The sequence below is a fragment of the Cupriavidus gilardii genome (genome assembly GCF_013347325.1).
Taxonomy (GTDB): domain Bacteria; phylum Pseudomonadota; class Gammaproteobacteria; order Burkholderiales; family Burkholderiaceae; genus Cupriavidus; species Cupriavidus gilardii.
In genome coordinates this window covers 3,078,902-3,102,359 of the sequence record NZ_CP054626.1, presented here as the reverse complement: position 1 = coordinate 3,102,359, position 23,458 = coordinate 3,078,902, and the positions used below count along the sequence as shown (strand labels likewise).

Below are 23,458 nucleotides of genomic sequence, written 5' to 3'. Positions count from 1 at the left end.
GTTGGCACATAGCACGGACACGATTTTGGTAGTGGGGGCAGGATCGCTGCTCGGCCGCGCCGTAGTGGCGCGCCTGTTGCAGCAATACCGTGTGGTCGCGCTCGATGGCGAAGACCTTGCCGCAGCGTTCCCCAGTGCGCTAGCGCTTCGCATCGACGCGACACGTGAAAAAGATATGGCGCAGGCATTCGATGCGGTGATAGCCGGTCACGGCGAGCTTATAACGTCGGTCGTCTATGTGGTCAGCGAGATGGAAGACGCGCCCAATGCGGACGGCAGCGTGCAGCGGATCGCGGCGGAACTCGACCTTGTCGGCAACCTGCAACGCATCATTGTTGAATTGCTGCGGTGCGCGGTGGGTCAATTCGTGCTGGCCGGCACCTTGCTAGTCCATGCCCCGTCGCAACCCGGCAATCCGATCAATGAAGCCTCGCCCATCGATCCCAAATCGCCATTGCGGGCGATGATGATCAGGGCGGAGCACCTGCTCCAGCACGAACTCGGCGCCGTACCGCGGTTGATGCTGCGGCTCGCGCCGCTCTACGACGATCTCGGTCATAACGCTTTCCTGGTGCAGCAGATCGCGGCAAGCTACGAGTCCAGCCTTGTCGCCCGGGCCGACGCACATCCGGACACCGCCCATGTGTTCCTGCACGTCGATGACGCGGCAGCGGCGGTCGCGCACGCTGTCGCAGCGCGCGGCCAGTTGCCTTGCAAGTTGTCGTTAGTGCTTGCCGAGGAGGAGGCAGTGACACCAAGGCAACTGCGGGCAGCAATTTTGCACGCACTGGATGGCCCGGGCGAAGCGATGCGGCCGCAGGCCGGCGTCGGGGCGCGCCTTTACTCACGCTGCCAGCATGCGCGAAATGTCGGTGACGCCTCTGACCCGGAACTGCGATGCCTGGCAAGCGATCATTATGAAGTGGACAGCGCCAGCGCGCGCGAGAGGCTAAATTGGCGGCCTGAGCGCCGAATTCTAGAAACGATGCCTCGCATCATCGCGGCGCTGAAGCAGGACCCGGTCAGTTGGTATCGCGCTAACCGGCTAAACACGGCCATCATCGCCGACCATCACCCCGTGGTGCGACACGGCAGCGTGACCGTCAAGGGCGCGCCGGAAATCAGCGGCTCCGCCGCTAAGCACGAGCACGAGCACGAGCACGAGCACGCGCAGCATATGCGCGACGCCCATTACAGCCTGTTATGGGCGCATTATCTCAACATCTTGCTTGGTGCCTGGTTACTCACAAGCCCTTTTGTCTTGGGCGCCTTTGATACTCGGGAGTTTGGCACGCTGGTAATGCAAGTGACCGCAGAACGCGGTCTTGCGCCCCCTGCGTTGCGCATGACGTGGCTGGGCTGGAGCGACATGGCCAGCGGCAGCCTGATCATGGGCTTCGCCACATTGTCTCTTTCGCGTCGCTTTTCATGGGCGCAGTGGGGCAACGCCTGTGTCGGGCTCTGGTTGCTGTTCGCGCCACTGGTGTTCTGGGCGCCGTCCCCGGCCGTCTACAACAACGATGTGATCGTCGGCGGCTTCCTCATCGCCTTTGCCATCCTCGTACCCATGATGCCAGGCATGAGCATGGCGTCGATGAAGGACCAGTCCGATCTGCCGGTCGGGTGGACGTACTCGCCGTCCACCTATTTGCAGCGGCTGCCCATTATCGGGCTGGCCCTGTTCGGGTTCCTGATCGCACGCCAGCTCACGGCGTATCAACTCGGCCATGCGGCGGCGGTTTGGGAGCCGTTCTTTTCTCCTGACGCGCAAAAAAACGGGACGGAAACCATTATTACCTCCGCCGTGTCCCGGTCCTGGCCGATTCCGGACGGTGGCCTTGGCGCGGTCAGTTATCTGCTGGAGGTGTTGATGGGCGCGATGGGTGGGCGCCAGCGTTGGCGCACCATGCCTTGGATGGTGGCGGCATTTGGGATCGTCGTCGTGCCCCTTGGCGTGGTGAGCATCTATTTCATCATTATCCAGCCAATCGTGATCGGGACCTGGTGCACGTTGTGCCTGATCGCTGCGGGCGCAATGACGCTGATGATCCCTTATACGTTGGATGAACTGGTTGCAATGGGTCAGTTTCTGGGACAAGCGCATCGGCGCGGCGAGCCGGTACTTCGCCTCTTCTTCGTGGGCGGCGCCTCGCCAGGAAGCCAGCGCGACCGGCGTCCCGGTTTCGATAGCGCATTGTCCGACGCGATGGCGTCGGCGTTGCGTGGTGTGCAATGGCCCTGGACACTGGTTGCGTGTGTCGGAGTTGGCATCGCGCTGATGTTCACGCGCCTGTTGTTTGGCACCATTCCGCCGTTAGCGGACAGCGATCATTTGATCGGTGCGCTCGTAATTGTTGTCGCTGTGGCCGCGCTCGCAGAGGTAGCAAGGTTACTGCGCTGGATCAATGTCGGCTTTGGCGCTTGGTTGGTCATCGCACCGTGGGTGCTCAGCGGCGGAAATTCCGCGGCGGCGGCATTTGGGGCCGTCGCAGGGCTTGCGTTGATCGGATTGAGCCTGCCGCGCGGCTGGCGCAGCCGGGAGCACTATGGTAGCTGGGTCGGCTCATTCGGTAGCGGAATGCGGCGAACTGGCGGCGGAGTCGCCGCCAGTTTGACCGTCGGCCAGCGTGCCTTTGTTATCGGACCTCGCCTTCATGCATCATGCCTAACAATCATCTAGCCATCATTAACCTCTCCCGCCTTGACATCCTGATTGCGTCGCTTCAGGCAAACGCCGCCTTGCAACGTCGCCGACTTGTGCGCAGTCGGCCAGCAGCAGCGAAGGACGGCCGGGCGCAAAACTTGCTGGAAGTACAACTCGCAGCGCTCACCGCCCTACGGGCGATACGCTTTAATCTAGTAGAGTCGGCACCAGCGCCACGCAATGTTGATGGCGCCGCAATATTTGATCAGGCCGCACGGCGGCAGTCTGGCTGCCATCGATACGATCCGGACGATGAACGTCAACGATGTGCGCAAAGTCCCGGCCGACGCGCCGACCTCCTTCATCAAGAAGCGCTGGGAGCCACTGGTACGCACCAAGAACGGCATCGATCGTCGCTACTATGAGCTGTGCGCGCTGTCCGAACTCAGAAACCGCCTGCGCTCCGGCGACATCTGGGTCCAGGGCTCGCGCCAGTTCAAGGATTTCGATGAGTACCTGCTGCCCGCCGAGAAATTCGTCGCACTCAGACAGAGCCGCTTGCTGCCCCTGCCCATCGCCACCGATTGCGAGCGCTACTTGAGCGAGCGGCGCGGGCTGCTTGAACTGAAGCTGGCCACCGCCAACCGGTTGGCCGCCGCCAACAAGCTGCCGGACGCGATCATCACTCAGTCGGGCCTGAAGATCTCGCCGCTCGATGCGGCCGTCCCGATGGAAGCGCAGACCCTGATCGATCAGACCGCGCTCATGCTGCCGCGCGTCAAGATTACGGAACTGCTGATGGAAGTCGACGGCTGGACCGGCTTTACCCGGCATTTCACGCACCTGAAGACCAGTGAGCCTGCCGCCGACAAGACGCTGCTGCTCACGACCATTCTTGCCGACGCCATTAACCTCGGGCTAACGAAGATGGCGGAATCCTGCCCGGGCACCAGTTACGCCAAGCTCTCCTGGCTGCAGGCCTGGCATATTCGGGACGAGACCTATGCTCAGGGCCTGGCGGATCTGGTCAACGCGCAGTCCGCCCATGCGTTCGCTGCCCATTGGGGCGATGGCAGCACCTCATCGTCGGATGGCCAGCGATTCAAGGCGGGCGGCCGTGCCGAAAGCACCGGCCACGTCAACCCAAAGTATGGCTCGGAGCCCGGCCGGATGATCTACACGCACATCTCGGATCAGTACGCGCCGTATCACTCCAAGCTGGTGAACGTCGGCGTCCGTGACTCCACCTATGTGCTCGACGGCCTGCTGTACCACGAGTCGGACCTGCGGGTCCAGGAGCACTACACGGACACCAACGGCTTCACGGACCACGTCTTCGCCCTGATGCATCTGCTCGGGTTCCGGTTCTCCCCGCGCATTCGCGACCTCGCGGACTCAAGGCTGTACATCCCCGGCAATCCTGACGACTATCCGGCATTGGCCCCTATGATCGGCGGCGCGTACAAAGAGAGACTGATTCGCACGCACTGGGACGAGGTGCTGCGCCTCGCGACGTCGATCCGGCAGGGCACGGTCACCGCCTCGCTGATGCTGCGCAAGCTCGGCAGCTACCCGCGACAGAACGGACTGGCGGTCGCCCTCCGCGAGCTCGGCCGCATCGAGCGGACGATATTCACCTTGGACTGGCTGCAGGACCTGGAACTGCGTCGGCGCTCCCATGCGGGGCTCAACAAGGGGGAAGCGCGCAACGCCTTGGCACGGTCCGTGTTCTTCTACCGGCTTGGCGAGATCCGCGATCGCAACTTCGAACAGCAGCGCTACCGTGCCAGCGGACTGAACCTGGTCACCGCGGCCATCGTCCTGTGGAACACGGTCTACCTTGAACGTGCCGTGCAGGCGCTGGTGGAGCGCGGCATGCCCATCGATCCGTCCCTGTTTTCGTACCTGTCGCCGCTCGGCTGGGAACACATCAACCTGACCGGCGACTACGTGTGGCGTCAGAGCCAAAAGCTCCAAGATGGAAAATTCCGCCCGCTGCGATCGCTTCCGGAGGTGCGTTGGCCTAGCGCTGCCTGAACCCGCAATTCACCGGCGTTACGACTTCACGACCGTTCTCGGGCAGGGCCAACACCGGCATGGCACTTACACGGCGCCACATTGTCGTATCCAACCACTGGGCCGCCCCTCGTTGGCCAAGCCGAGGGCGTCGTAGAGGAATGTACGACTGGATCTTACAGCACAAGCGCGCCTTGCAAGCGCTGCGCCCGCTGGTGCCGCTTTGTCCCCCCGACGATGTCTGACTCGACTAGGTCGCTTGCCCCTCGATACGGGGCATATGAGGCTGGCTGCGCCGAAGCCGTACAAAAGAAGCCGGAACGAACTGGGGCAGCGTAGCCCGCGTCCACTACGTCCTTTGGCGCACTTATCCCGCTTGCAGCGCTGCGATCAGCGGGCAGGATACGTTACCCTGGCTGGCATGACAGGCGCCCACCAGTTCGGACAGCACGGCCTCCATGCGTCTCAGGTCGGCCAGCTTTGCGCGCACGTCATTGAGCTTGCGCTCGGCTAGGCTGCTCGCTTCCTCGCAATGGGTGCCGTCCTCCAGGCGAAGCAGTTCACCGATTTCTTCCAGACTGAATCCCAGCCGCTGCGCCGATTTCATGAAGCGCACCCGGACCACATCCGTTTCGCCATAGCGACGAATCCCGCCGGCGGGCTTATCTGGCTCTGGCAGCAGCCCCTTGCGCTGGTAGAACCGGATCGTTTCCACGTTGACACCAGCCGCCTTGGCGAAGGCGCCGATGGTCAGGCTCTCCAATCCGCTCCGCATATCGCTTGACTCCGTACATAAGTACGGAAGTAAGGTTACGCTATCCCTACCTACTAAGAAAGGAAAAACGCATGTCACGACTGCAAGCCGGGCGCCGTGCGCTCTTTGCCGGTGGCATCGCCGCAATCCTCGCCTCCACCTGCTGCTTGGGGCCGCTGCTCCTGATCGCGCTCGGTTTCAGCGGGGCCTGGATCGGGAATTTAACGGCGCTGGAGCCATATCGGCCGCTGTTTCTCGGCACCGCAGTGCTGGCTCTGTTCGTCGCCTGGCGGCGCGTTTTACGCCCGGCGCAAGTCTGCAAGCCGGGCGAGGCCTGCGCTATCCCGCGGGTACGCGCCACCTACAAGCTCATTTTCTGGGTCGTCGCCCTGCTGGTTCTGGTTGCGCTCGGCTTTCCCTACGTGATGCCATGGTTCTACTGATCAGGAGTTCGCCATGAAGAAGCTGTTTGCCGCCCTCGCTCTCGCCGCCGTTGCTCCGGCGTGGGCCGCCATGCAAGCCGTCACGCTGTCCGTGCCGGGCATGACTTGCGAAACCTGCCCGATCACGGTCAAAAAGGCGCTCTCCAAGGTCGACGGCGTGACCAAGACCGAAGTGAGCTTCGAGAAGCGCCAGGCCGTCGTCACCTTCGACGATGCCAAGACCAGCGTGCAGAAACTGACCAAGGCGACCGAGGACGCGGGCTATCCGTCCAGCGTCAAGCGGTAAGCCCCGGATCGAACATGGGAGTGACCGCATGGGACGGATCACGCGCGTGACCAACAAGGCAGGGGCGCTCGGCGGTATCGTCTCGGCGATGGGTTGCGCGAGTTGCTTTCCCGCCATCGCCGGCTTGGGCGCGGCTATTGGCCTAGGCTTCCTGAGCCAGTACGAAGGGCTGTTCATTAGCGTTCTGCTGCGGGTGTTCGCTGGTATCGCGCTACTCGCCAATGCGACTGCCTGGTTTAGCCATCGGCAGTGGCAACGGACCGCACTCGGCGTGATCGGCCCACTCCTGGTACTGACGGCGGTGTATTTGACGGTTGGCCGGCGCAGCGAGGCGCTGCTCTATGTCGGCCTGAGTTTCATGGTCGGCGTATCGATCTGGGACTTCATCTCGCCGGCAAAGCGCTGCGGGGCACCGAACGCCTGTGAACCCCCGGTCAAGCGCGGCTGACCGCATTGGCCGCTGCCGAAGTGAACATTGGAACTGTGGTATGACCCACTTGAAGATTACTGGAATGACCTGCGACTCGTGCGCCGTCCACGTCAAGGATGCCTTGGAGAAGGTGCCGGGCGTGCGGTCTGCGGTCGTGTCCTACCCGAAGGGGACGGCGCAAATCGCCGCCGAACCCGGCACGTCGCCAGATGCGCTGACTGGCGCCGTGGCCGGACTCGGCTACCGGGCCATGCTCGCCGAGGCCCCGCCGGCGGAAAAGCGCGGCAGCCTGCTCGACAAGGCGTTCGGCTGGCTGGGCCGCGGTGAGAAATCCGCAGGCGAAGGCTGCGGGCTTCGCATCGCCGTCATCGGCAGCGGCGGCGCCGCGATGGCGGCGGCCCTCAAGGCCGTCGAGCAAGGCGCCGAGGTGACCCTGATCGAGCGCGGCACCATCGGCGGCACCTGCGTCAACGTTGGCTGTGTGCCGTCCAAGATCATGATCCGCGCGGCCCACATTGCCCATCTACGCCGCGCAAGCCCGTTCGACGGGGGCATCCAGGCCACGCCACCGGCGATCCTGCGCGAGCGCCTGCTCGCCCAGCAGCAGGGGCGTGTCGATGAGCTGCGCCACGCCAAGTACGAGGGCATCCTCGCGAGCACGCCGGCCATCACGGTGCTGCGCGGCGAGGCCTGCTTCCAGAACGGACACACCTTGAGCGTGCGCCTGGCCGAAGGCGGCGAGCGCGAGGTGGCGTTTGACCGCTGCCTGATCGCTACTGGTGCCAGTCCGGCTGTGCCGCCGATCCCCGGTCTGAAGGACACCCCGTACTGGACCTCGAACGAGGCGCTGGCCAGCAACATCCTTCCTAAGCGGCTGGCCGTGATCGGCTCGTCGGTGGTGGCCGTGGAGCTGGCGCAGGCCTTCGCCCGGCTCGGCAGTCAGGTCACGATCCTGGCCCGCAGCACGCTGTTCTTCCGCGAGGATCCGGCCATCGGCGAGGCCGTCACGGCCGCCTTCCGTGTCGAGGACATCACGGTGCTGGAACACACGCAGGCCAGCCAAGTGGCCTACGCGAACGGCGAATTCGTGCTCACTACCGGGCACGGCGAAATCCGCGCCGACCAGTTGCTGATCGCCACCGGCCGCGCGCCGAACACGCGTGAGCTGGCACTGGAGGCGGCGGGGGTGACGGTCAACGCGCAGGGCGCCATCGTCATCGACAACGGCATGCGAACCACCGCGCAACACATCTACGCCGCCGGCGACTGCACCGACCAGCCGCAGTTCGTTTACGTGGCCGCGGCGGCCGGCACCCGCGCGGCGATTAATATGACCGGAGGCGATGCCGCGCTTGATCTGAGCGCCGTGCCGGCGGTCGTGTTCACCGACCCGCAGGTCGCCACCGTGGGCTACAGCGAGGCGGAAGCGCACCACGACGGCATCGAGACCGATAGCCGCCTGCTCACGCTCGACAATGTGCCGCGCGCGTTGGCCAACTTCGACACGCGCGGCTTCATCAAGCTGGTTGCCGAGGCAGGATCGGACCGCCTGATCGGCGTGCAGGCGGTGGCGCCTGAAGCGGGTGAGCTGATCCAGACGGCGGCGCTGGCGATCCGGGCGCGGATGACCGTGCAAGAGCTGGCCGACCACTTGTTCCCATACCTGACGATGGTCGAGGGGCTGAAGCTCGCGGCGCAGACCTTTGCCAAGGACGTCACGCAACTGTCTTGCTGTGCGGGTTGAGAAAAAGCCAACCGTCTGGAACTCGGCGATGGCCAAGCTGGCCAACTGGAATACCGCCCTCGAACTGTTCCGCGGGGACTACCGGGTGCCGCTGGTGCCCTCGAAGTCTGCGGCCTACCTGGCGGTGTCAATCGAGCTGACCGCCCCAGCTCTGCTGTTGCTGGGACTAGCGACCCGCGCCGTGGGGATGGTCCTGCTCGGCATGACGGCGGTGATCGGCGTCCCCTTGATTTCGGTGCAATTTACCGGGGTAGCCACCCTTAGCATTCACGCGGGTTTCCGGGCGGCGTCCGGGAAAATACCCCAGTAAATCAATAAGTTGCTGTCTACTGTCGCCAGTTGGGCGCGATTGCCTCATAGCGCACTTATTGTGTCGAAACGTTGCGTCCCGGTCTCATTGCCGATAACCTCAGCGGTCCGTCTTACGCTTGGGAGAGCGCGATGGATCACTGGCAACTGGCGTATCTGGGCATGCGGCAGATTCCGCGCGAACTCAGCGAGTTTGAGCTTACCACGTTCTTCACCTTCTCCGCCAAAGAGCGGGCCCTGATCCATGCGCGGCGCAGCCATTTGTACCGCTTGGCCTGTGCCGTTCACATTGGCTTTGTCCGCATGACGGGGCGCACCCTCGATGCCTACAAGCAGGTGCCAAAATTCCTCTGGGCCTTTGTGGGCGCGCAACTCGGCATCACGCCGCCGGACATGGGCACGCTGAGCGCGCTGTATGACGGGCGCACCGATACCTTGGTGGACCATCAGATGCTGGCCTACCAAGCCCTGGGGTTCAGCCCGATGGCAGAGCATCAGCGACGTTACGTGACGCGCTGGCTCAAGGAGCGGCTGGCAGGGCAACCGAGCCGCAGTGACCTGCTGCACGAGTTGAAGCGCTGGCTCTACGAGCATCGCATCCTGATTCCGCATGACCGAGCGCTGAAGCGGCTGATCAGCCAGGCCGGAGAGGCATTCGAGTCGGCCCTGGCTGACGCGCTGGTGCAGGCCTACGGCGAGGTTTCCCTCGATGCGTGGGGTGCCCTGCTACCGCGGCCAGAAAACGACCGGCCGAGCCTACAACAATGGCTGTGGGCTGTCCCGCTACGCAATTCGACCCATCAGATGGGCGAGTTGTTCGACAAGATCGACCGCCTGTACAAGCTGGGCATCCACAGCGGTTGGCCGGCAGCCTGCAATGAGGCGGTGGTGCGGCACTATGCGCGGCGCTGTGCCAACCGCCCGGCGTCGGTCAGCAAGCGGGTCGCGCAACAGTCCCGCCGCCTGGAATCGGCTTGCTTTTTACGCTATGCCTTATGCGCGGCCACGGATCAATTGTCGTCCATGCTGCGGCACTGGATTCGCAAATGCGTCAACGATGCCGGACGCCTAATTGACGCGGGCCGACCGGACCCAGGTACCAAGTTGGGGGAATTCGCTGCCGCCGTCAAAGCGCTGGTCGCAGACGAGACGCAGACAAGGGATGCCCTCTGTCAGCAACTGAGCAATCTGGCTGACGAGGCAGCTGGTCAGCATCTAGCGAGCCGTGCCAGCCTCATCCGCGCGCAACTCCTGTCGCGACACAGGCTATCCCGTGCCTTGCTGGGCAGACTGGTTCATCTGCCATTTGCGGCACAGTCGGCCCACCCGGTGATCGAGGCAATGGAGGTACTGCGCAAGCTCTATGCGCGCAGGGCCGACTGGCTCCCTGATCGGGTGATGGTTCGATTGGGACGCGCCTGGCAGCCAGCACTAGAGGGCTTGGATCGCAAGCGGGCCCTGGCCGCCTTCGAGTGGGGGACGCTGTTTGCCCTGCGGGTGGCGCTGCGCAATGGCTCGGTCTTCCTGGACCACAGCTTCGCCTTCCGCAGTCAGGCGGCCCTACTCATCTCCAAAGAGGATTGGCAAGCCCGGCGTAACCATTTCTACGGTCATCTCAAGCTGCCGCAGGACGCCAAGGCGTTCCTCGATCCTGTGGTGGCGCACCTGGACGCGGGGCTCGCCAGGTTGCGCGATGCAGTCCAGCGTGGGGAGCTGAACATTGATAGCGCCATCCATATCGATCCGCTCACGGCAAAGAAACCGGAAGCCTCTGTGGAGGCGCTGCGACGCGCGCTGTTCGAGCGGCACCCCGGTGGACAATTGCCCGAAATCCTGCTGGAGATTGACAGCAGCACCCACTTCAGCTGGCTCCTGCTGGGTCGGGAACCGCATTCGCGCAGCGAGCTGCTGATGATCTACGCTGCAGTGCTGGCGCACGGCACCTCAATGTCGGCGGCGGACCTCGCACGGATGGTGCCGGAGTTGTCGCCCAGCGCGATCCGGCAAATGATGCATCGCATCGCGGACGAGCGCAAACTGCGCCAGGCCGCCGATGCCGTCCTGATCTTCATGCATCAGCACCCGATCGCCCAGCACTGGGGGCGCGCCGATCTGGCGTCGTCGGACATGATGTCGCTGGAGACCACGCGCACAGTCTGGCGGGCACGGGCTGATCCGCGCCGGCGCACGGCATCGATCGGTATGTACACGCATGTCCGGGACCGCTGGGGCATCTTCTATGACCAGCCGATCCTACTGAACGAGCGGCAGGCCGGTGTCGCCATTGAGGGCGTCATCCGCCAGAGCGGATCGGAAGACGTGGCACAACTAGCGGTCGATACCCATGGCTACACCGATTTCGCCATGAGCCTGTCCCGGCTACTTGGCTTCGATCTCTGCCCGCGGCTTGCCCACCTGCGCGATCGCCGCCTGCATGTGCCCAGGGATCACGAGATACCGGCGGAATTGGCTGCGGTGGCGGACGCGGATGTCCGGCTGGTCTTGATCGAACGTGCCTGGGACGAACTGGTCCGGATCGCGGCATCGGTGCAAAGCGGGGCAATGTACGGCAGTGCAGGCCCTGATGCGTTTCGGTGCAGCGGCGAAAGGTCAACCCATCTATGAGGCTGGCGTGCATCTCGGGCGGCTGTTTCGCACGATCTTCCTCATCGACTATTTCACCAATCCCGCGTTCCGCCATGAGATGCAGCATGCCTTGAACCGCGGCGAGGCGGTCCACACGGTGCAGCGGGCCATCCACTATGGCAAGATTCCGTTGGAATTGACCCGGCACGATGCGTCGCTGGCGGCGGTGTCGTCGGCTCTGACCTTGTTGTCCAATGCCGTGATGGCCTGGAACACGCTGCACATGCAGCGCGCGCTGGACGCGATTGAGGCCATCGGCGGCGAATCCATGCGTGCCGAGGATTTGCGCCAGATTGCGCCGACTCGTCTGGAAGGCATCAATTTGCGTGGTACTTTCGATTTTCCGATTGCACGTTACGCCCATCGGCTGCTGCCGAGTGCGACGAGCACGCCGGACTCACCATCGCAGTGGCGCACTGCATAGCCCATTTTTTTTCGGATTGTGCCGTTATCCTCGCGGGTTGGAGTCGGTGATGTCATCCTTAGGGCCTGCCTTCCTTACCGAAGGCGCGCTCGAGGCTATCAAGGAAACGCGATGCGGATTGATAGCCGATGACCCGCACCGGGCTCTCTCGCCCATCGGCGCCGAACAAGATGATGCCGGGCGGCCCGAATAGGCCGAAGCGCTTTAGCAACGCCTTGTCGTCGGCGTTGTTTTGTGTCACATCAGCTCGAAGTACGACAACCCCGGCCAACTGCGTCTGAACTCCGGGATCGCTGAAAGTCGTCTCCATCTCCTTACAGCTGACACACCAGTCGGCATAGAAATCGAGCAGTACCGGCTTGCGGGCCGCAACGGCCTGCGCCAGACGTGCGTCGAGCTCGGCCACCGAGCGGATCCGCGCGAAGTGCACCACCGCGTGGTCGGCGGCGGTGGCTGGCGACGACTGGCGAGTGCGCAGGTGCGACAGAGGCTGCAGCAGATCCCGCCCGCCCGACGCCAGCCCGACCAACAGGATGGTTCCCGCCAGCGCGGCGATCAGGCCCAGGCCCTTGCCCAGCCGGGCCACGCCATGCGGTTTGGGGCCAAGCGAATCGAAGGCGCCCAGGAAAACTGCGGCGATCAGCAGCAGAGCGGCCCACGTTGCCATCACGGCCCAGGGTGGCAATAGCGGGGTGATCACCCAAGTTCGCCTCGCCCAGCAGCAGAAAGCCAAGGCAACGCTTGGTCACCTCCAGCCAGTGCCCGGCGCGCGGCGGGAGATTGCCGGCGGCGACGCCGGCCAGCACCAGCGACAACCCCATGCCGATCGCCAATGCGAATAACGCACCGCCTCCGGTCATGGCATCACCGGTTCGTGCGAGATAGGCGAGCGTGCTCGATAGCGGCGCCGGCATGATGCGCGCGACGGCCAACGCGGACATCGCCCCCAGTGCTGCGGCAGCCCGACGATCCAGCTGCTGTGCGGATGTCGTCGATCGGGGCTGCCGCAGCAGCGCGCGGAGCCCGAACATCGATAGCGCCAGGGCCACGAGCAACGTGGCGAAGGCCCCGAGCGCCCAGGGCGTCAGCAGCCCTGTCAAGACCCTCTCACCGAGCCACCCGGTGGCCATGCCGACGCCGGCATAGGCTACCGCCGAGCCGAGCACGTAGTCTAGCGAGATGATCAGCGCACGGCTGCGTGTCACGTGCTCGCCCACGACGATGGACCAAAGGATCGGCACCATCGGCAGCACGCTCGACGTGACCGTCAGCAGCAGGCCGAAGCCGAGGAAGAGCAGCGCGATTGCCCCAAGCTGGTGGCTGGTCAGCGCGCGAATGATGCGGTCGCCGTCATCGCCATGTGGCACGATCTCCGGTATCGCATGCCCGCCCTGGTATTCGCCCGCTCCGGGAGAGGTTACTGCAGTCGGTGGCACAAGCATCGCCATTGGCGTGCCACCCTCGCGCTTATCAAATAGGCCCGCCGAGCGGGCTGCCGCCCACCTTGTATACGCTCTCCATCGGTGGATAACAGATTCCCTTGTCGGCGCAGCCTTGCGATGTCACGACCAGCGTCCATTCGCCATCCGCAGGAGTGACCTCCACTGGCACGCGAATCTTGACGCCACCATGGTAGATCTCCATCTCCTTGCCAAACGCCTCGTCGTACTTAACCTGCCCTGGTGGAAGCACAGGTGTACCGAGCTTCACCCCTGCCGGCCGGGCAGCAAAGGCGAATCGCTCACGGTAGAGGTGATAGCCGTCCGCGATGTCGAAGTGCACCTCGATGGCGTGTTCGTCGAGTTGCCGGGCCGCAAAGCGCAAGGCCCGCTCAGGCGGCAGAAGATCTTCCTCGCCCACGGCGCGGGAAACGCCAGCGGCGCCCGCGATACAGAGCCACGTGACGAGGAGCAGCCCCAGGAGGAATTGCCCCGGAGCCAAGCGCCATACTCGCCCGGTGTCGCCCGTACGCGCCACTGCCATGCCAGTTTGCATAGCCCACCTCTGGAACTGAATTACCGGCCACGCAATGCCGCGGCTCGTGCCACTTGCATTCCGACCGGTGCCACGTGCCGCCGCAACTCCGTTCAACGGGCATCGTTATCTGGCCCTGCGGCCGATCTGTGCCTCGCCGCATTCATGGGCGCTCATCCCCGCCGGCACCCAACGCACCAGCCGATTCGGGTCATTCGGCTGTATCCACTGACGCTCCCGGGGGAACGTGTAGATGCAAGAACCTCTCGACGGCGATTACCGCCACAATCCCGGCGCCTGGCACGGTGGATTGTCCTACCTCGATGATCGCTTTGGTGATGGCCTCGACGTCGCTTTCCTCCGCGAAGATCTCGATCTTGGTGTGCACGGGTGGTCAGATCGCTCGAGAAGAAATTCCGATACTCGCCGTACCCCTTGACTTTCGTTGCGGTCAATCCGGGCGCGTGGACGGTTGCGAGGCGCTTCTCCAGCTTCTCCAAAAGCTCAGAGGGCACGATGGCAATAACACATATGGTACTCATGGGCGCCTCCTTGACAACGCAGGGTTGGACGATCAGCAGTGCACTGTCGGGGTAAGTCATCATCCGGTTCCATTGCGATCCTGGCCGATCACCAGACGGGTTTCGCCTTGATACGCGTGCGGTGGGATCTCCAGATTGAGCGGCGCTGGGACGTTGCGGAACACGCGGCCGGCCAGGTCAAACTTGGAACCATGGCAAGGGCAAAAAAAGCCACCAGGCCAGTCATCCCCCAAGTCCGCCGCGCCGACGTCCGGGCGATAGGTCGGTACGCATCCCAGATGGGTACAGATGCCTACCGCCACAAAGAAGTCCGGGCGGAGCGAGCGTGTCGCATTACTCGCATACGCGGGCTGCTGGTCCTTCTGGGACAGGGGATCGCTCAACAGGCGATCGTGCCTGCCCAGACGCGCCAGCATGTCGCGGGTCCGGTGCAGTATCCAGACGGGCTTGCCGCGCCAGGCGACGGTGACGAGTCCCCCTGGCTCCACGGCGCCGAGCCTCACATCGACGGGCGCGCCCCGCGACCTTGCGGCGTCGCTTGGCGCCATGCTGGCCACGAATGGCACCATGGCGCCGACCAGGCCTACGCCTCCCATGGCGCCGGTGGCCAGCAGAAGCAATCGGCGCTGGCGTGCGCTCTGTGTGTCTGCCGTCGGATTGTTCATGGCGATTTACTCCAATCCCGGGGGGGCATGTGGCCAGCAACGTGACTGGCTGCCCAACCGCTCACTCCCAGAGCTTGCCCAATAGCTGCGCCCATTGGCAGCGGCCCGGCAAGAACACGGGCACCCGCTTGCGATACGCCTCATAGTCCGCCGCGAAGCGGTGGGCCAGGTCTTGCTCTTCCTGCCTTGCAAGCATCAATTTCCCACAAGGTTGCCGAGTCCCCTTGCTTCGCCATGGCAGGAGGGCACGCACTTGCCCGTCTACTTCAGGCGCTGCTCCCCAGCTTGCACCCGGGCTAGCAAAGACTGAACCCGCCCATCATGCGTTGATGCATCACGAGCATGCCTACCGCGCCAAAGGATGCAGCACGCCGATGATGGCGAACACGATCAAGAGGACTCTCCATATCAACGATTTGTTCACGTGTTACCTCTCTCTTCGTTGGCGGCCCGGGTACGCGTCCGCCATGCGTGCCAATTGCTCTGCCGTCCTGTCACTCCTTGATTCGAAATGGATGGGGCTTCTGCTTTGGCGCTTGCTCGGTCATTCCGCCCACTTGATCGTCCTGCGCGCTCATGCTCTTCATCATCAGCCACATCGACAATGGGCAGATCAAGAGCAGGAGATACGGCCCAATACCCAGGACAAGCGCTCGGACCGGCGGCAATAGGGCATAGGCGGCTGCCAGCATTGCCGCCAGAGCGATGCCTGCGGTGATCATTGCTTTCGGATTGCATTTCATGGTGGTGGTACTCCTTTTCAAATGGTTCGGATCTGGACAGCGTCCTTACTTCGTCGGTGGCGTCTGGATCTTGTCCGCGTACTTGCGCATGATCTCGCCCATCGCCTGCATCATGTCCGCATGCATCTGCATCGAAAGCTTCTCGTTGCCAGGTGGCAGGCCCATCATCGGGCAGCTTCCCATCATGCCGCCGCCCATCATGTGGTCCATCATCATGTCGTGCCCCTTGTCCTGTGCACCCGTCTTGGCGCTTTCGGCGCCACGGGTTGCACCGGCCGCTGCGGACCAGCCGCTGGCGCCAAGCATCACCACGGCTAGGGTTGCGGCTACTAGTGATTTCGTATTCATGGCGATCTCCTTATCGATCGCGATTCAATGACCACGCGCCAATCCAGTACCAGACAAGTGGGCGGGCAGACAGTCAGTCCGGCTCCCTCAGGGCGGATGCCAGAGGCCGGATTGCACGGATGCATGCTTTGCCTGGTCGGCCGAAGCACCCTCAGTCACTTGGACTCGGAAGGCCCCATCGGGCTGCCGCCGCCGGTCGACTGGGAATCCATTTGTTTCATCATTGCATTGCAGCGCGCCAACATCGATGCCTGAGAGGCTGATGTACTGGAGGTCGCCGCAGGGTGTTGCGCTGCAGTGCGCGCGCGATTGATGACGTCCCAGTCGGGACCCGCGAGCGCCTGCGCGGTCGCGACGGCGAGTGAAATGAGAACGAGAGTCTTGAGAGTGGAATGCATGATGATCTTCCCCAGTATTCGGTTTTGTCTGGCTCAACCGCAACGGGTCAGAGCACCCACGCTCGGGTAGAGCCACCAAAGTCAAGCACGTGGCCGAAGTGGGCCACGCGTAGGGATAGATCAGATGCGCAAGCGGGCCGTTGCGAGATAGACCGGACCAGGCGAGTTGTTCGCGCTGTCAGCCGTGTGGAAGATGCGGAAGGTGTATGGCGTGGGCGGCAGAACGTGTTCAAGCCCAGCCATAGTCGGCAAGACACCGAGATCGGGCCCGTGACCGTTGCTGTCGGCCCAGTGCCGACCGTCCTGTTGATGGTCAGCGCACAAGGCCAACAACAGCAGCGCAAGCAAGCGAGTGAAGGGGCTGCGGCTATGCTTCATGAATCACGCCAGCATTTGTCCTAGTCTAGCCCCCCGATCTGGGCAGCAAGGCAAGGAGACACGGGTTGGTAGAGTCGAATTCACACATGACAATAGCTACGCCACGCGGCGTCTGAGTCGTAGCGCATTGGAGATCACTGAAACGGAACTCAGGCTCATGGCCAATGCCGCGATCATCGGCGACAGCAACCAGCCGGTGAACGGGTACAGCAACCCCGCCGCCAGCGGGATACCCAGCGCGTTATAGATAAAGGCGAAGCCCAGGTTCTGCCGCATGTTGGCGATAGTGGCCTCGGAGAGTTCGCGTGCTCGGGCGATACCGCGCAGATCGCCCTTGACGAGGGTCATCTGGGCGCTGTGCATCGCCACATCTGTGCCGGTTCCCATCGCAACGCCCACATCGGCCTTTGCCAATGCCGGCGCGTCGTTGATGCCGTCGCCCGCCATCGCAACCACGCGGCCTTCCCCTTGCAGCTTCTCGACGAGCGCCAGCTTGTCGGCCGGCTTCACTTCGTCATGAAACTCGTCGATGCCCAGGCGACCGGCTACCGCCTTCGCCGTGACAGCGCCGTCACCTGTCGCCATCACCACGCGGACCCCGGCTTGCCTGAGCGTCATCAGAGCCTCGGGCGTGCTGGCCTTGACGGGGTCGGAGACGGCAAGCAGACCGGCCAATGTTCGATCTGCCGCCAGATACATGACACTGGCGCCTTGCTGCCGCAGGGTATCCGCCTGAGACGCCAGTGGTGCAACGTCGACCTGTTCCTGCTGCATCAGGGCGGTGTTGCCCAGCACGAGCTGGTGGCCACCGACGCGGCCGCGTACCCCCATGCCCGTGTCCGAGGCGAAATCCTCCGCCTTCGCCAGGGCCAGGCCGCGCTCACGCGCGGCGGTGACGAGGGTCGCGGCTAGCGGATGTTCGCTGCCCTGGTCGAGGCTCGCGGCCAAACGAAGCACCTCGGTTTCCGTGAACGGATCGACACGATAGGCCCGTTCAAAACTCGGACGGCCTTCTGTCAGCGTGCCGGTCTTGTCCACGATCAGGGTGTCGACCTTGCGGAATTGCTCGATGGCCGCCGCGTCCCGGAACAGAATGCCCTTGGTCGCGCCATTCCCGCTGGCCACCATGATGGATGGGGTGGCCAATCCCAGCGCGCAGGGACAGGCAATGATCAGTACAGCCACCGCATTGACCAGGCCAAAGACCCAGCTCGGCTCGGGGCCGAAGACGCCCCAGGCGAAGAACGTGAGCAAGGCGATGGTTACGACCACCACCACGAACACGCCGGCGACCCGGTCCGCCATCCGCTGCATCGGCGCCTTGGAGCGCTGTGCCTGGGCCACCATCTGCACGATCTGCGACAGCACCGTCTGGGCGCCGACCTTTTCTGAGCGCATCACCAGGCTGCCCGAGGTGTTGATGGTGGCGCCGATCACGTGGTCGCCGACGCGCTTGGAGACGGGCAGAGGCTCACCGGTGATCATCGATTCGTCGATGGCGCTGGCCCCTTCGTTCACGACGCCATCCGTGGGCACCTTTTCGTCGGGCCGGACCCTCAGGAGATCGCCGACATGCACGTGCGTGAGCGGAATATCGGCCTCGCTGCCGTCCGGATTGAGGCGGCGTGCCGTCTTGGGGGCCAGGCCGAGCAGCGACTTGATGGCTGCCGAGGTCTGCGAGCGCGCCCGCAACTCGAAGATCTGGCCGAGCAACGTCAGCGAAATGATGACGGCCGCGGCTTCGAAGTAGACCGCGATCCGGCCGTGCATGAGAAAGGCGCGGGGAAACAGCTCTGGGGCAACGGTGGCGGCGACGCTGTAGACGAACGCCGTACCCGTACCCAGACCGATCAGCGTCCACATGTTCGGGCTGCGGTTTCGGAACGACTGGAGGCAGCGGACGTAGATGGGCCAGCCTGCCCAGAGGACCACCGGTGCGGACAAGACGAGTTCCACCCAGCTTTGCGTCGCGGGCTCCAGCACCCCGAGGCGGTCCCCAAGCATCACCAGCGACACGACGGCGATCGTCAGCGGCAAGGTCCACCAGAAGCGATGGCGAAACGCCGCGAGTTCGGGATTCTGGTCGTCGTCGAGGCTTGGCATGAGCGGCTCGAGTGCCATGCCGCACTTTGGGCACGTCCCGGGATGGTCCTCGCGGATTTCGGGGTGCATCGGGCACGTATAGGTCGTGCCCGGCGCCGTCTCGCCTTCATCGGGCGCCGAAACGCTTGGTGTCTCGACATAGCGCGTCGGCTCGGCCTCGAACCGCTTCTGGCAGCCGGCACTGCAGAAGAAGTATTGTGCCCCGGCATAGCTTGCCTGGTATGGCACATCCCGCATGACCGTCATTCCACACACAGGATCGCGTGCACTGGCCCCACAGACGGCAGCGCCGTGACTGGTGGAATCATGGTCTCGTCGATTCGGCGCATTTCCGCTGCCGTGCCCTACGTGCTCATCGTCTCGCGCTGCTGCCATCGCGTGATGTGAGGCAGGGTCGAGAGATTGCCGTTGTCGATCGCTCGTGGTCATCGCGCTCACTGCCTGGTTGCACGTACTGCCGCTCGATGTTTCGGCGGTTCGCCGCTGAACTCATCCAGGATCGGGCATTCGGGGCGGTCATCGCCTTCGCAATGTCGCGACAAGTACAGGAGCGTGTCACGCATGCTGGACAGTGAGGCAATGCGGGCGTCCAGCTCCTGGATTCGCTGTTCCGCAATCGCCTTTACCGTTGCACTCGCGCGCCGTTTGTTTTGCCACAACCCGAGCAACTCGCGGATCTGGGCCATCGAGAAGCCCATCGCCCGCGCTCGCCCAATGAAGCGCAGGGTATGAATGTCAGCTTGACCATACACCCGGTAGTTCCCCGCGCTGCGTGCGGCTGAAGTCACAAGACCAACGCTTTCGTAGTAGCGGATCATCTTGGCCGAGACGCCGGATGCGCCGGCGGCTTGTCCAATATTCATGATGTGCTCCTTACCTTCAATCCCTGTTGTCTCGGACACGCAACTTGAGCAAGCTGCGGGGTGGATGGCATCCAGGGTTCGATGACTCAACGATAGACCTTGCCCCGGTGGGAAGGTCAAGGACACGATCCTTCGGAAACTTGGGCCACGTTGCGAGAAGACCCGGGGCGAAAGGTCCGGTTGCATTACCCGCAAAAGACAGTATCCTTGCGACTATCACGCCCACCGCAAAGAACTCTTGCGTCACTCGGTCCGCCGGCATCCCTGGTTCGCCGGCCTCCTTCTCGTTGTGTTTCTGACAGTCCAACTGGCAGCGGCCGCGTACGCCTGTACCGGTAGCCGCTATCAGGTGGAAGGCAGCGGCACGACGGCGGCAATGACCGAATCCTGTGCCGATATGGCGGCTGGCGGTAGCGACCAAGCACTGACCAGAGTGCGCTCTGCTTGGCGCACTGCCAGGCAGATTCCAAGAGCGCGGACCATGTTTCACCGCAGCTTCCGGCCTTCCTGCCAGTGCTGAAGAGCGTCGTGGAACCCACGCGCGTGGTCACGGCCGAGGTTCGCATCGCGCTGCGCGCCGAGGTCGAGGCGCGCGGCCCGCCGCCCCTGAACATCCTTCACTGCAGTTTTCAAACGTAGCCTCCAGATCGACGCCCATTCGGTGCTGCCCAGCTAGACTCGGGTAGCTGTCGTCGTTCATGGAGGCTTTATGCTTTTTCCTCGTCGCCTGACGCTGGCGCTGCTTTGCGCGCCTGCCTTCAGCATGGCGGTGTCGCATGCCGCGGCTGCGCAATCTGCCCCTTCTCTTTCCCTCGAGGAGACCGTCGCGCTCGCGACCACTCACGCCGGCGATGCCGAATCCTCGCGAGGCGCCGTCGAGGCAGCCGTGCAAATGGCGGTTTCCGCCGGCCAATTGCCGGACCCGGTGCTCAAATGTAGCAGGACCCATAACCTAAGATTTTCCTCCCTTAAAAATCAAGACCTTACGGACGGCGGGAAGCATCCTGTGAGATTTTGGGAAGCATAACGTGAGATTTTTCCTCTCACGGTAGCGGCCACCTAGCCGCCGGTTGCCATCTTGACGAACCTCACCCATCACCATCGCCCATCAATGCGCGCACAAACGAACTATGTTTGAAGATTTTTGGATAACGGGAAATAGCGCCGAGCCGAGTCTCAATCAGCGAAGCCTACGCCTATAATCCAGCCTTCGGCCCGAACCGCAGTTCGCTTAGCGATCTGATGCCAAACAGCTTTGCAGAGAGTTTTCTACCGCAACCCTATGTCGATTTCGGACCAGATTTGGTAGCAAGTTAAGGTCTTAAGCGAACATTGGAGTTGACCCGGCCCAATAACGCAAGCGTCGATGCCAAAACAAGCCTCGTTTCACTACCCTTTTGAAGGGCGCCCCACGCATATTCAACGCCAAGGTCCCATATTGGGTGCGGTGCGCCTCGTCGCTGATGACGATGACGTCGCCGCGGCGCGAATACGGATTAACCATTCCGGCAGCGACGCCGACCGACTCATCAACGCTCAAGTCCAGAACGCCGATGAGCTCGCCAGACTGTATGGAGCACTGGCCCTCGAAGAGCGCCATACGCAACGCTGGGCGATTGCATCCCACCTCATATCTCTGGTTGGAAAAAAGGTTGACGAAGCCCAGCAGGCGGCACTGCTAGAGGTAGCCATTGACCACGTCAGGCAAATCGTGGGCGACGCCTCACCGGCGTCGTTCGCATACATCGGCAACTTTGCGGCTGGTGCTGCGTCTGAGGCTCTCCTCGAACTCTTGCTTTGGACACTTGACCATCCAGCTTGGGAGCGCCATGACAGCGGAGCGGCCATGGTGCTGTGGGTTGCACGTACGAACGGAGATTGGCTCTCAAAACTCGCCCGTCTTGCTGTCTCGATGGAGAGGCGAAACCGGGCAGATAGCTAGCCCGAACAAATTTCACAGGACGAATAAGGTTGACCGTGGTTTTTACTCACCGACCCTTTTCATTTTGTCGCCAGTTACGCCTGCTTCAGCACTGCCTACCATCTCCGTACTAACCTCACTTTCAGTCTTCTTAGCGACTACGCCCCTAGTAGCCATCTCCGCTGCAAATTCTTGAGCGGCGATGTTGTGAGATGCTTCTTCCTGAATTGTCTTCAAGACCTGAGGCATCCACTTTGGACGAAATTCTTCCTTCTGACTTGCATAATCAACGGCATCCATTCGGTTACCCTCTCGGATGACATATTTGCCCCGGCCAAATAACGGCGAAAAGTATCTTGCGTCAGTACTAAAAATACTTTTTTCAGTTTTTCCGGGGCATTTCTCTTTTGTCAGAATCAGAGCATGACCAATTGGCTTATCGGGAGCCGGAGGCAGAACCACGCCAGTGGACTCCTGAATTTCCTCCCAGTCTTGCGCGAATTCAACCATCACGCCCCCGTATTGACACTTGTCTACCCAGAGCGGCGCTTGTTGACGCATAGAGATGGCGTACACGCGAACATTCTCTTTGATTGCAATATCTGAGTCGGCGTTGGCCACGATATTGATCGCTTGGCTTCCTACGGTTACAGCTAGATAGAAGATATTTAAAGCGTCAAGCATCACGCCTCCGCATCGTCGACAGGACGTTGCTTTGCTTTTCTATTTGCGCGCGAATCTCCCTCTGTCCGGCAAAGGAAAGAGAAATATGTGACAAAGAGGAAATGCATTTCATAAGACATAAGACCCAAGAATTTTCTGTTTATTACGCGGCGCCTTGCCTCGAAAGCAAGCGTTTTCCCCTTGGCCTACTTCAACGTTTAATTATCTACGCCCCTCATTTCTATTTTAAACAATATTTCCATATGGAAATTCTACAAATCGGATTATTTATCAGAAGTATCAGTGCGGCTTGGAACGTACTTCGTCGAGTCGAGGGCATCCAACAAACGATAGCGTAAAGAACTCGGCGGTATGCACGAGGAGTACCGCGACAATCATGTTGGCCACCAACACCAAGGCCGCAGCGCGGGTCCAGATGCCAGCCAGAATCAATAACGGCGCGACGACTTCGCCGATGTCAACCAGGTAGCCACGCAGCGGGCCGCTGCGCCCGCCGACTATCTCGTACGACTTCTCTGCTCATCACGAATTACAAGCAGTGCCTCGCCATCGCGACAGGGCCGATGGGTGCGCTCGGGTCGCTCGACCTGCAAAAACGTTGGTCTATAAGGACATTTCAGGGTGGTATTCGCCAACGTTGATGCAATCTACCCATGCGAAGAAGGTGGGCCAGGTGAGCACCGAAGCCCAGTTCCACCAATAGGGTGAGCGGGTGTTCGAGTTCGATGGGTTGGACCTCAAGTAGCCCTGATCGAGCGGTAGCCGCGGTGCGGGGCCTGCCGTCAATGGAATTGCTCGTCCGCGCCAGGCCGTGGTCGGCGGCGTCAGCGGTCGGGCGTCTCCTGGGGAGCCCGGGCGTTCCGTGGTCCTCCCTTGGCCCGTCCCCGCTGCCGGGGCGTCGCGGTCTTCGTTATGGTCACCGGGCTGATGGTGGCGATCGGCGCGACCGTGTTTACCCTCGATGTCTGAAAAGCACTCGATCACCCAGCGATGCTGGGTAAAAATGTCTGAAAAGTAGTTGATTACCGCTTGTTTTGTCTGAAAAGTAGCGGATTACTGCCTGCTATGTCTGAACACTAGAGCCTGTTATGGGCTTATCGGAGTGCCACAGTGTGGGTGGAAATCATGGTGGCCAACGGCTTG

General features: G+C 62.4%; 17 protein-coding genes and 5 pseudogenes. 11 read left to right on the top strand and 11 right to left on the bottom strand.

The window, feature by feature from the left end; translation table 11 throughout:
• Position 1 precedes the first annotated feature (1 nt).
• Both FOB47_RS24200 and FOB47_RS24195 read left to right on the top strand, forming a co-directional pair.
• Positions 2-2,680 carry a vitamin K epoxide reductase family protein gene (locus FOB47_RS24200; RefSeq protein WP_174782256.1) on the top strand — a complete coding sequence of 893 codons (2,679 nt, stop codon included), beginning with the start codon at positions 2-4 and terminating at the stop codon, positions 2,678-2,680.
• A gap of 249 nt (positions 2,681-2,929) precedes the next feature.
• Positions 2,930-4,681: pseudogene (locus FOB47_RS24195) on the top strand (Tn3 family transposase); the annotation flags it as partial.
• Between the two features lie 346 nt (positions 4,682-5,027).
• Here the strand turns inward: FOB47_RS24195 and merR are convergent.
• The gene (merR, locus tag FOB47_RS24190; protein WP_062799388.1) at positions 5,028-5,435 is read right to left on the bottom strand and encodes an Hg(II)-responsive transcriptional regulator; all 408 of its coding nucleotides are present in this window, start codon (positions 5,433-5,435) and stop codon (positions 5,028-5,030) included.
• A gap of 71 nt (positions 5,436-5,506) precedes the next feature.
• Here merR and merT point away from each other — a divergent pair, with 71 nt between their 5' ends.
• From merT to FOB47_RS24160, 6 genes and pseudogenes are all read left to right on the top strand, one after another.
• A complete protein-coding gene (merT, locus tag FOB47_RS24185; RefSeq protein WP_062799386.1) occupies positions 5,507-5,857 on the top strand; it encodes a mercuric ion transporter MerT in 351 nt (116 codons plus the stop codon).
• A 13-nt stretch (positions 5,858-5,870) separates the two neighbouring features.
• Positions 5,871-6,143 carry a mercury resistance system periplasmic binding protein MerP gene (gene merP / locus FOB47_RS24180; RefSeq protein ID WP_062799383.1) on the top strand — a complete coding sequence of 91 codons (273 nt, stop codon included), beginning with the start codon at positions 5,871-5,873 and terminating at the stop codon, positions 6,141-6,143.
• A 28-nt stretch (positions 6,144-6,171) separates the two neighbouring features.
• Positions 6,172-6,591: an organomercurial transporter MerC gene (gene merC / locus FOB47_RS24175; RefSeq protein ID WP_062799381.1), complete on the top strand. Its 420-nt coding sequence runs from the start codon at positions 6,172-6,174 to the stop codon at positions 6,589-6,591.
• 40 nt (positions 6,592-6,631) lie between these two features.
• Positions 6,632-8,317 (top strand): mercury(II) reductase, encoded by a 1,686-nt coding sequence (gene merA / locus FOB47_RS24170; RefSeq protein ID WP_062799379.1) that lies wholly within the window; start codon positions 6,632-6,634, stop codon positions 8,315-8,317.
• Positions 8,277-8,540 (top strand): annotated as a pseudogene (locus tag FOB47_RS24165) (DoxX family membrane protein); the annotation flags it as partial. The gene merA and the pseudogene FOB47_RS24165, both read left to right, overlap by 41 nt.
• 218 nt (positions 8,541-8,758) lie before the next feature.
• A pseudogene (locus FOB47_RS24160) lies at positions 8,759-11,696 on the top strand (Tn3 family transposase).
• A gap of 58 nt (positions 11,697-11,754) precedes the next feature.
• Here the strand turns inward: FOB47_RS24160 and dsbD are convergent.
• The 8 genes and pseudogenes from dsbD to cueR form a co-directional block, all read right to left on the bottom strand.
• Positions 11,755-13,691 (bottom strand): annotated as a pseudogene (gene dsbD, locus FOB47_RS24155) (protein-disulfide reductase DsbD).
• 580 nt (positions 13,692-14,271) lie between these two features.
• Positions 14,272-14,877, bottom strand: coding sequence for a ubiquinol-cytochrome c reductase iron-sulfur subunit (petA, locus tag FOB47_RS24145; protein WP_062799377.1), 606 nt, complete (start codon positions 14,875-14,877; stop codon positions 14,272-14,274).
• Between the two features lie 494 nt (positions 14,878-15,371).
• Positions 15,372-15,620 carry a DUF2933 domain-containing protein gene (locus FOB47_RS24140; protein ID WP_062799375.1) on the bottom strand — a complete coding sequence of 83 codons (249 nt, stop codon included), beginning with the start codon at positions 15,618-15,620 and terminating at the stop codon, positions 15,372-15,374.
• A 45-nt stretch (positions 15,621-15,665) separates the two neighbouring features.
• Positions 15,666-15,968, bottom strand: coding sequence for a hypothetical protein (locus tag FOB47_RS24135; RefSeq protein ID WP_062799373.1), 303 nt, complete (start codon positions 15,966-15,968; stop codon positions 15,666-15,668).
• A 155-nt stretch (positions 15,969-16,123) separates the two neighbouring features.
• A complete protein-coding gene (locus FOB47_RS24130; RefSeq protein WP_116359830.1) occupies positions 16,124-16,366 on the bottom strand; it encodes a hypothetical protein in 243 nt (80 codons plus the stop codon).
• A 120-nt stretch (positions 16,367-16,486) separates the two neighbouring features.
• Positions 16,487-16,744, bottom strand: coding sequence for a hypothetical protein (locus FOB47_RS24125; protein WP_062799371.1), 258 nt, complete (start codon positions 16,742-16,744; stop codon positions 16,487-16,489).
• A 96-nt stretch (positions 16,745-16,840) separates the two neighbouring features.
• Positions 16,841-19,084 carry a heavy metal translocating P-type ATPase gene (locus FOB47_RS24120; RefSeq protein WP_420839248.1) on the bottom strand — a complete coding sequence of 748 codons (2,244 nt, stop codon included), beginning with the start codon at positions 19,082-19,084 and terminating at the stop codon, positions 16,841-16,843.
• 197 nt (positions 19,085-19,281) lie between these two features.
• The gene (gene cueR / locus FOB47_RS24115; RefSeq protein WP_062799367.1) at positions 19,282-19,710 is read right to left on the bottom strand and encodes a Cu(I)-responsive transcriptional regulator; all 429 of its coding nucleotides are present in this window, start codon (positions 19,708-19,710) and stop codon (positions 19,282-19,284) included.
• A 238-nt stretch (positions 19,711-19,948) separates the two neighbouring features.
• On the opposite strand from cueR, the pseudogene FOB47_RS26245 reads away from it, so the two are divergent.
• The 3 genes and pseudogenes from FOB47_RS26245 (at position 19,949) to FOB47_RS24100 (ending at position 21,652) form a co-directional block, all read left to right on the top strand.
• Positions 19,949-20,349 (top strand): annotated as a pseudogene (locus FOB47_RS26245) (hypothetical protein).
• 70 nt (positions 20,350-20,419) lie between these two features.
• Positions 20,420-20,737, top strand: coding sequence for a hypothetical protein (locus FOB47_RS24105; RefSeq protein ID WP_276512690.1), 318 nt, complete (start codon positions 20,420-20,422; stop codon positions 20,735-20,737).
• A gap of 339 nt (positions 20,738-21,076) precedes the next feature.
• Positions 21,077-21,652 (top strand): hypothetical protein, encoded by a 576-nt coding sequence (locus FOB47_RS24100; RefSeq protein WP_174782254.1) that lies wholly within the window; start codon positions 21,077-21,079, stop codon positions 21,650-21,652.
• A 42-nt stretch (positions 21,653-21,694) separates the two neighbouring features.
• Here FOB47_RS24100 and FOB47_RS24095 read toward each other — a convergent pair whose 3' ends face one another.
• Positions 21,695-22,315: a hypothetical protein gene (locus tag FOB47_RS24095; RefSeq protein ID WP_174782253.1), complete on the bottom strand. Its 621-nt coding sequence runs from the start codon at positions 22,313-22,315 to the stop codon at positions 21,695-21,697.
• A 279-nt stretch (positions 22,316-22,594) separates the two neighbouring features.
• Positions 22,595-22,771 (bottom strand): DoxX family protein, encoded by a 177-nt coding sequence (locus FOB47_RS24090; RefSeq protein ID WP_338031319.1) that lies wholly within the window; start codon positions 22,769-22,771, stop codon positions 22,595-22,597.
• Positions 22,772-23,458 lie beyond the last annotated feature (687 nt).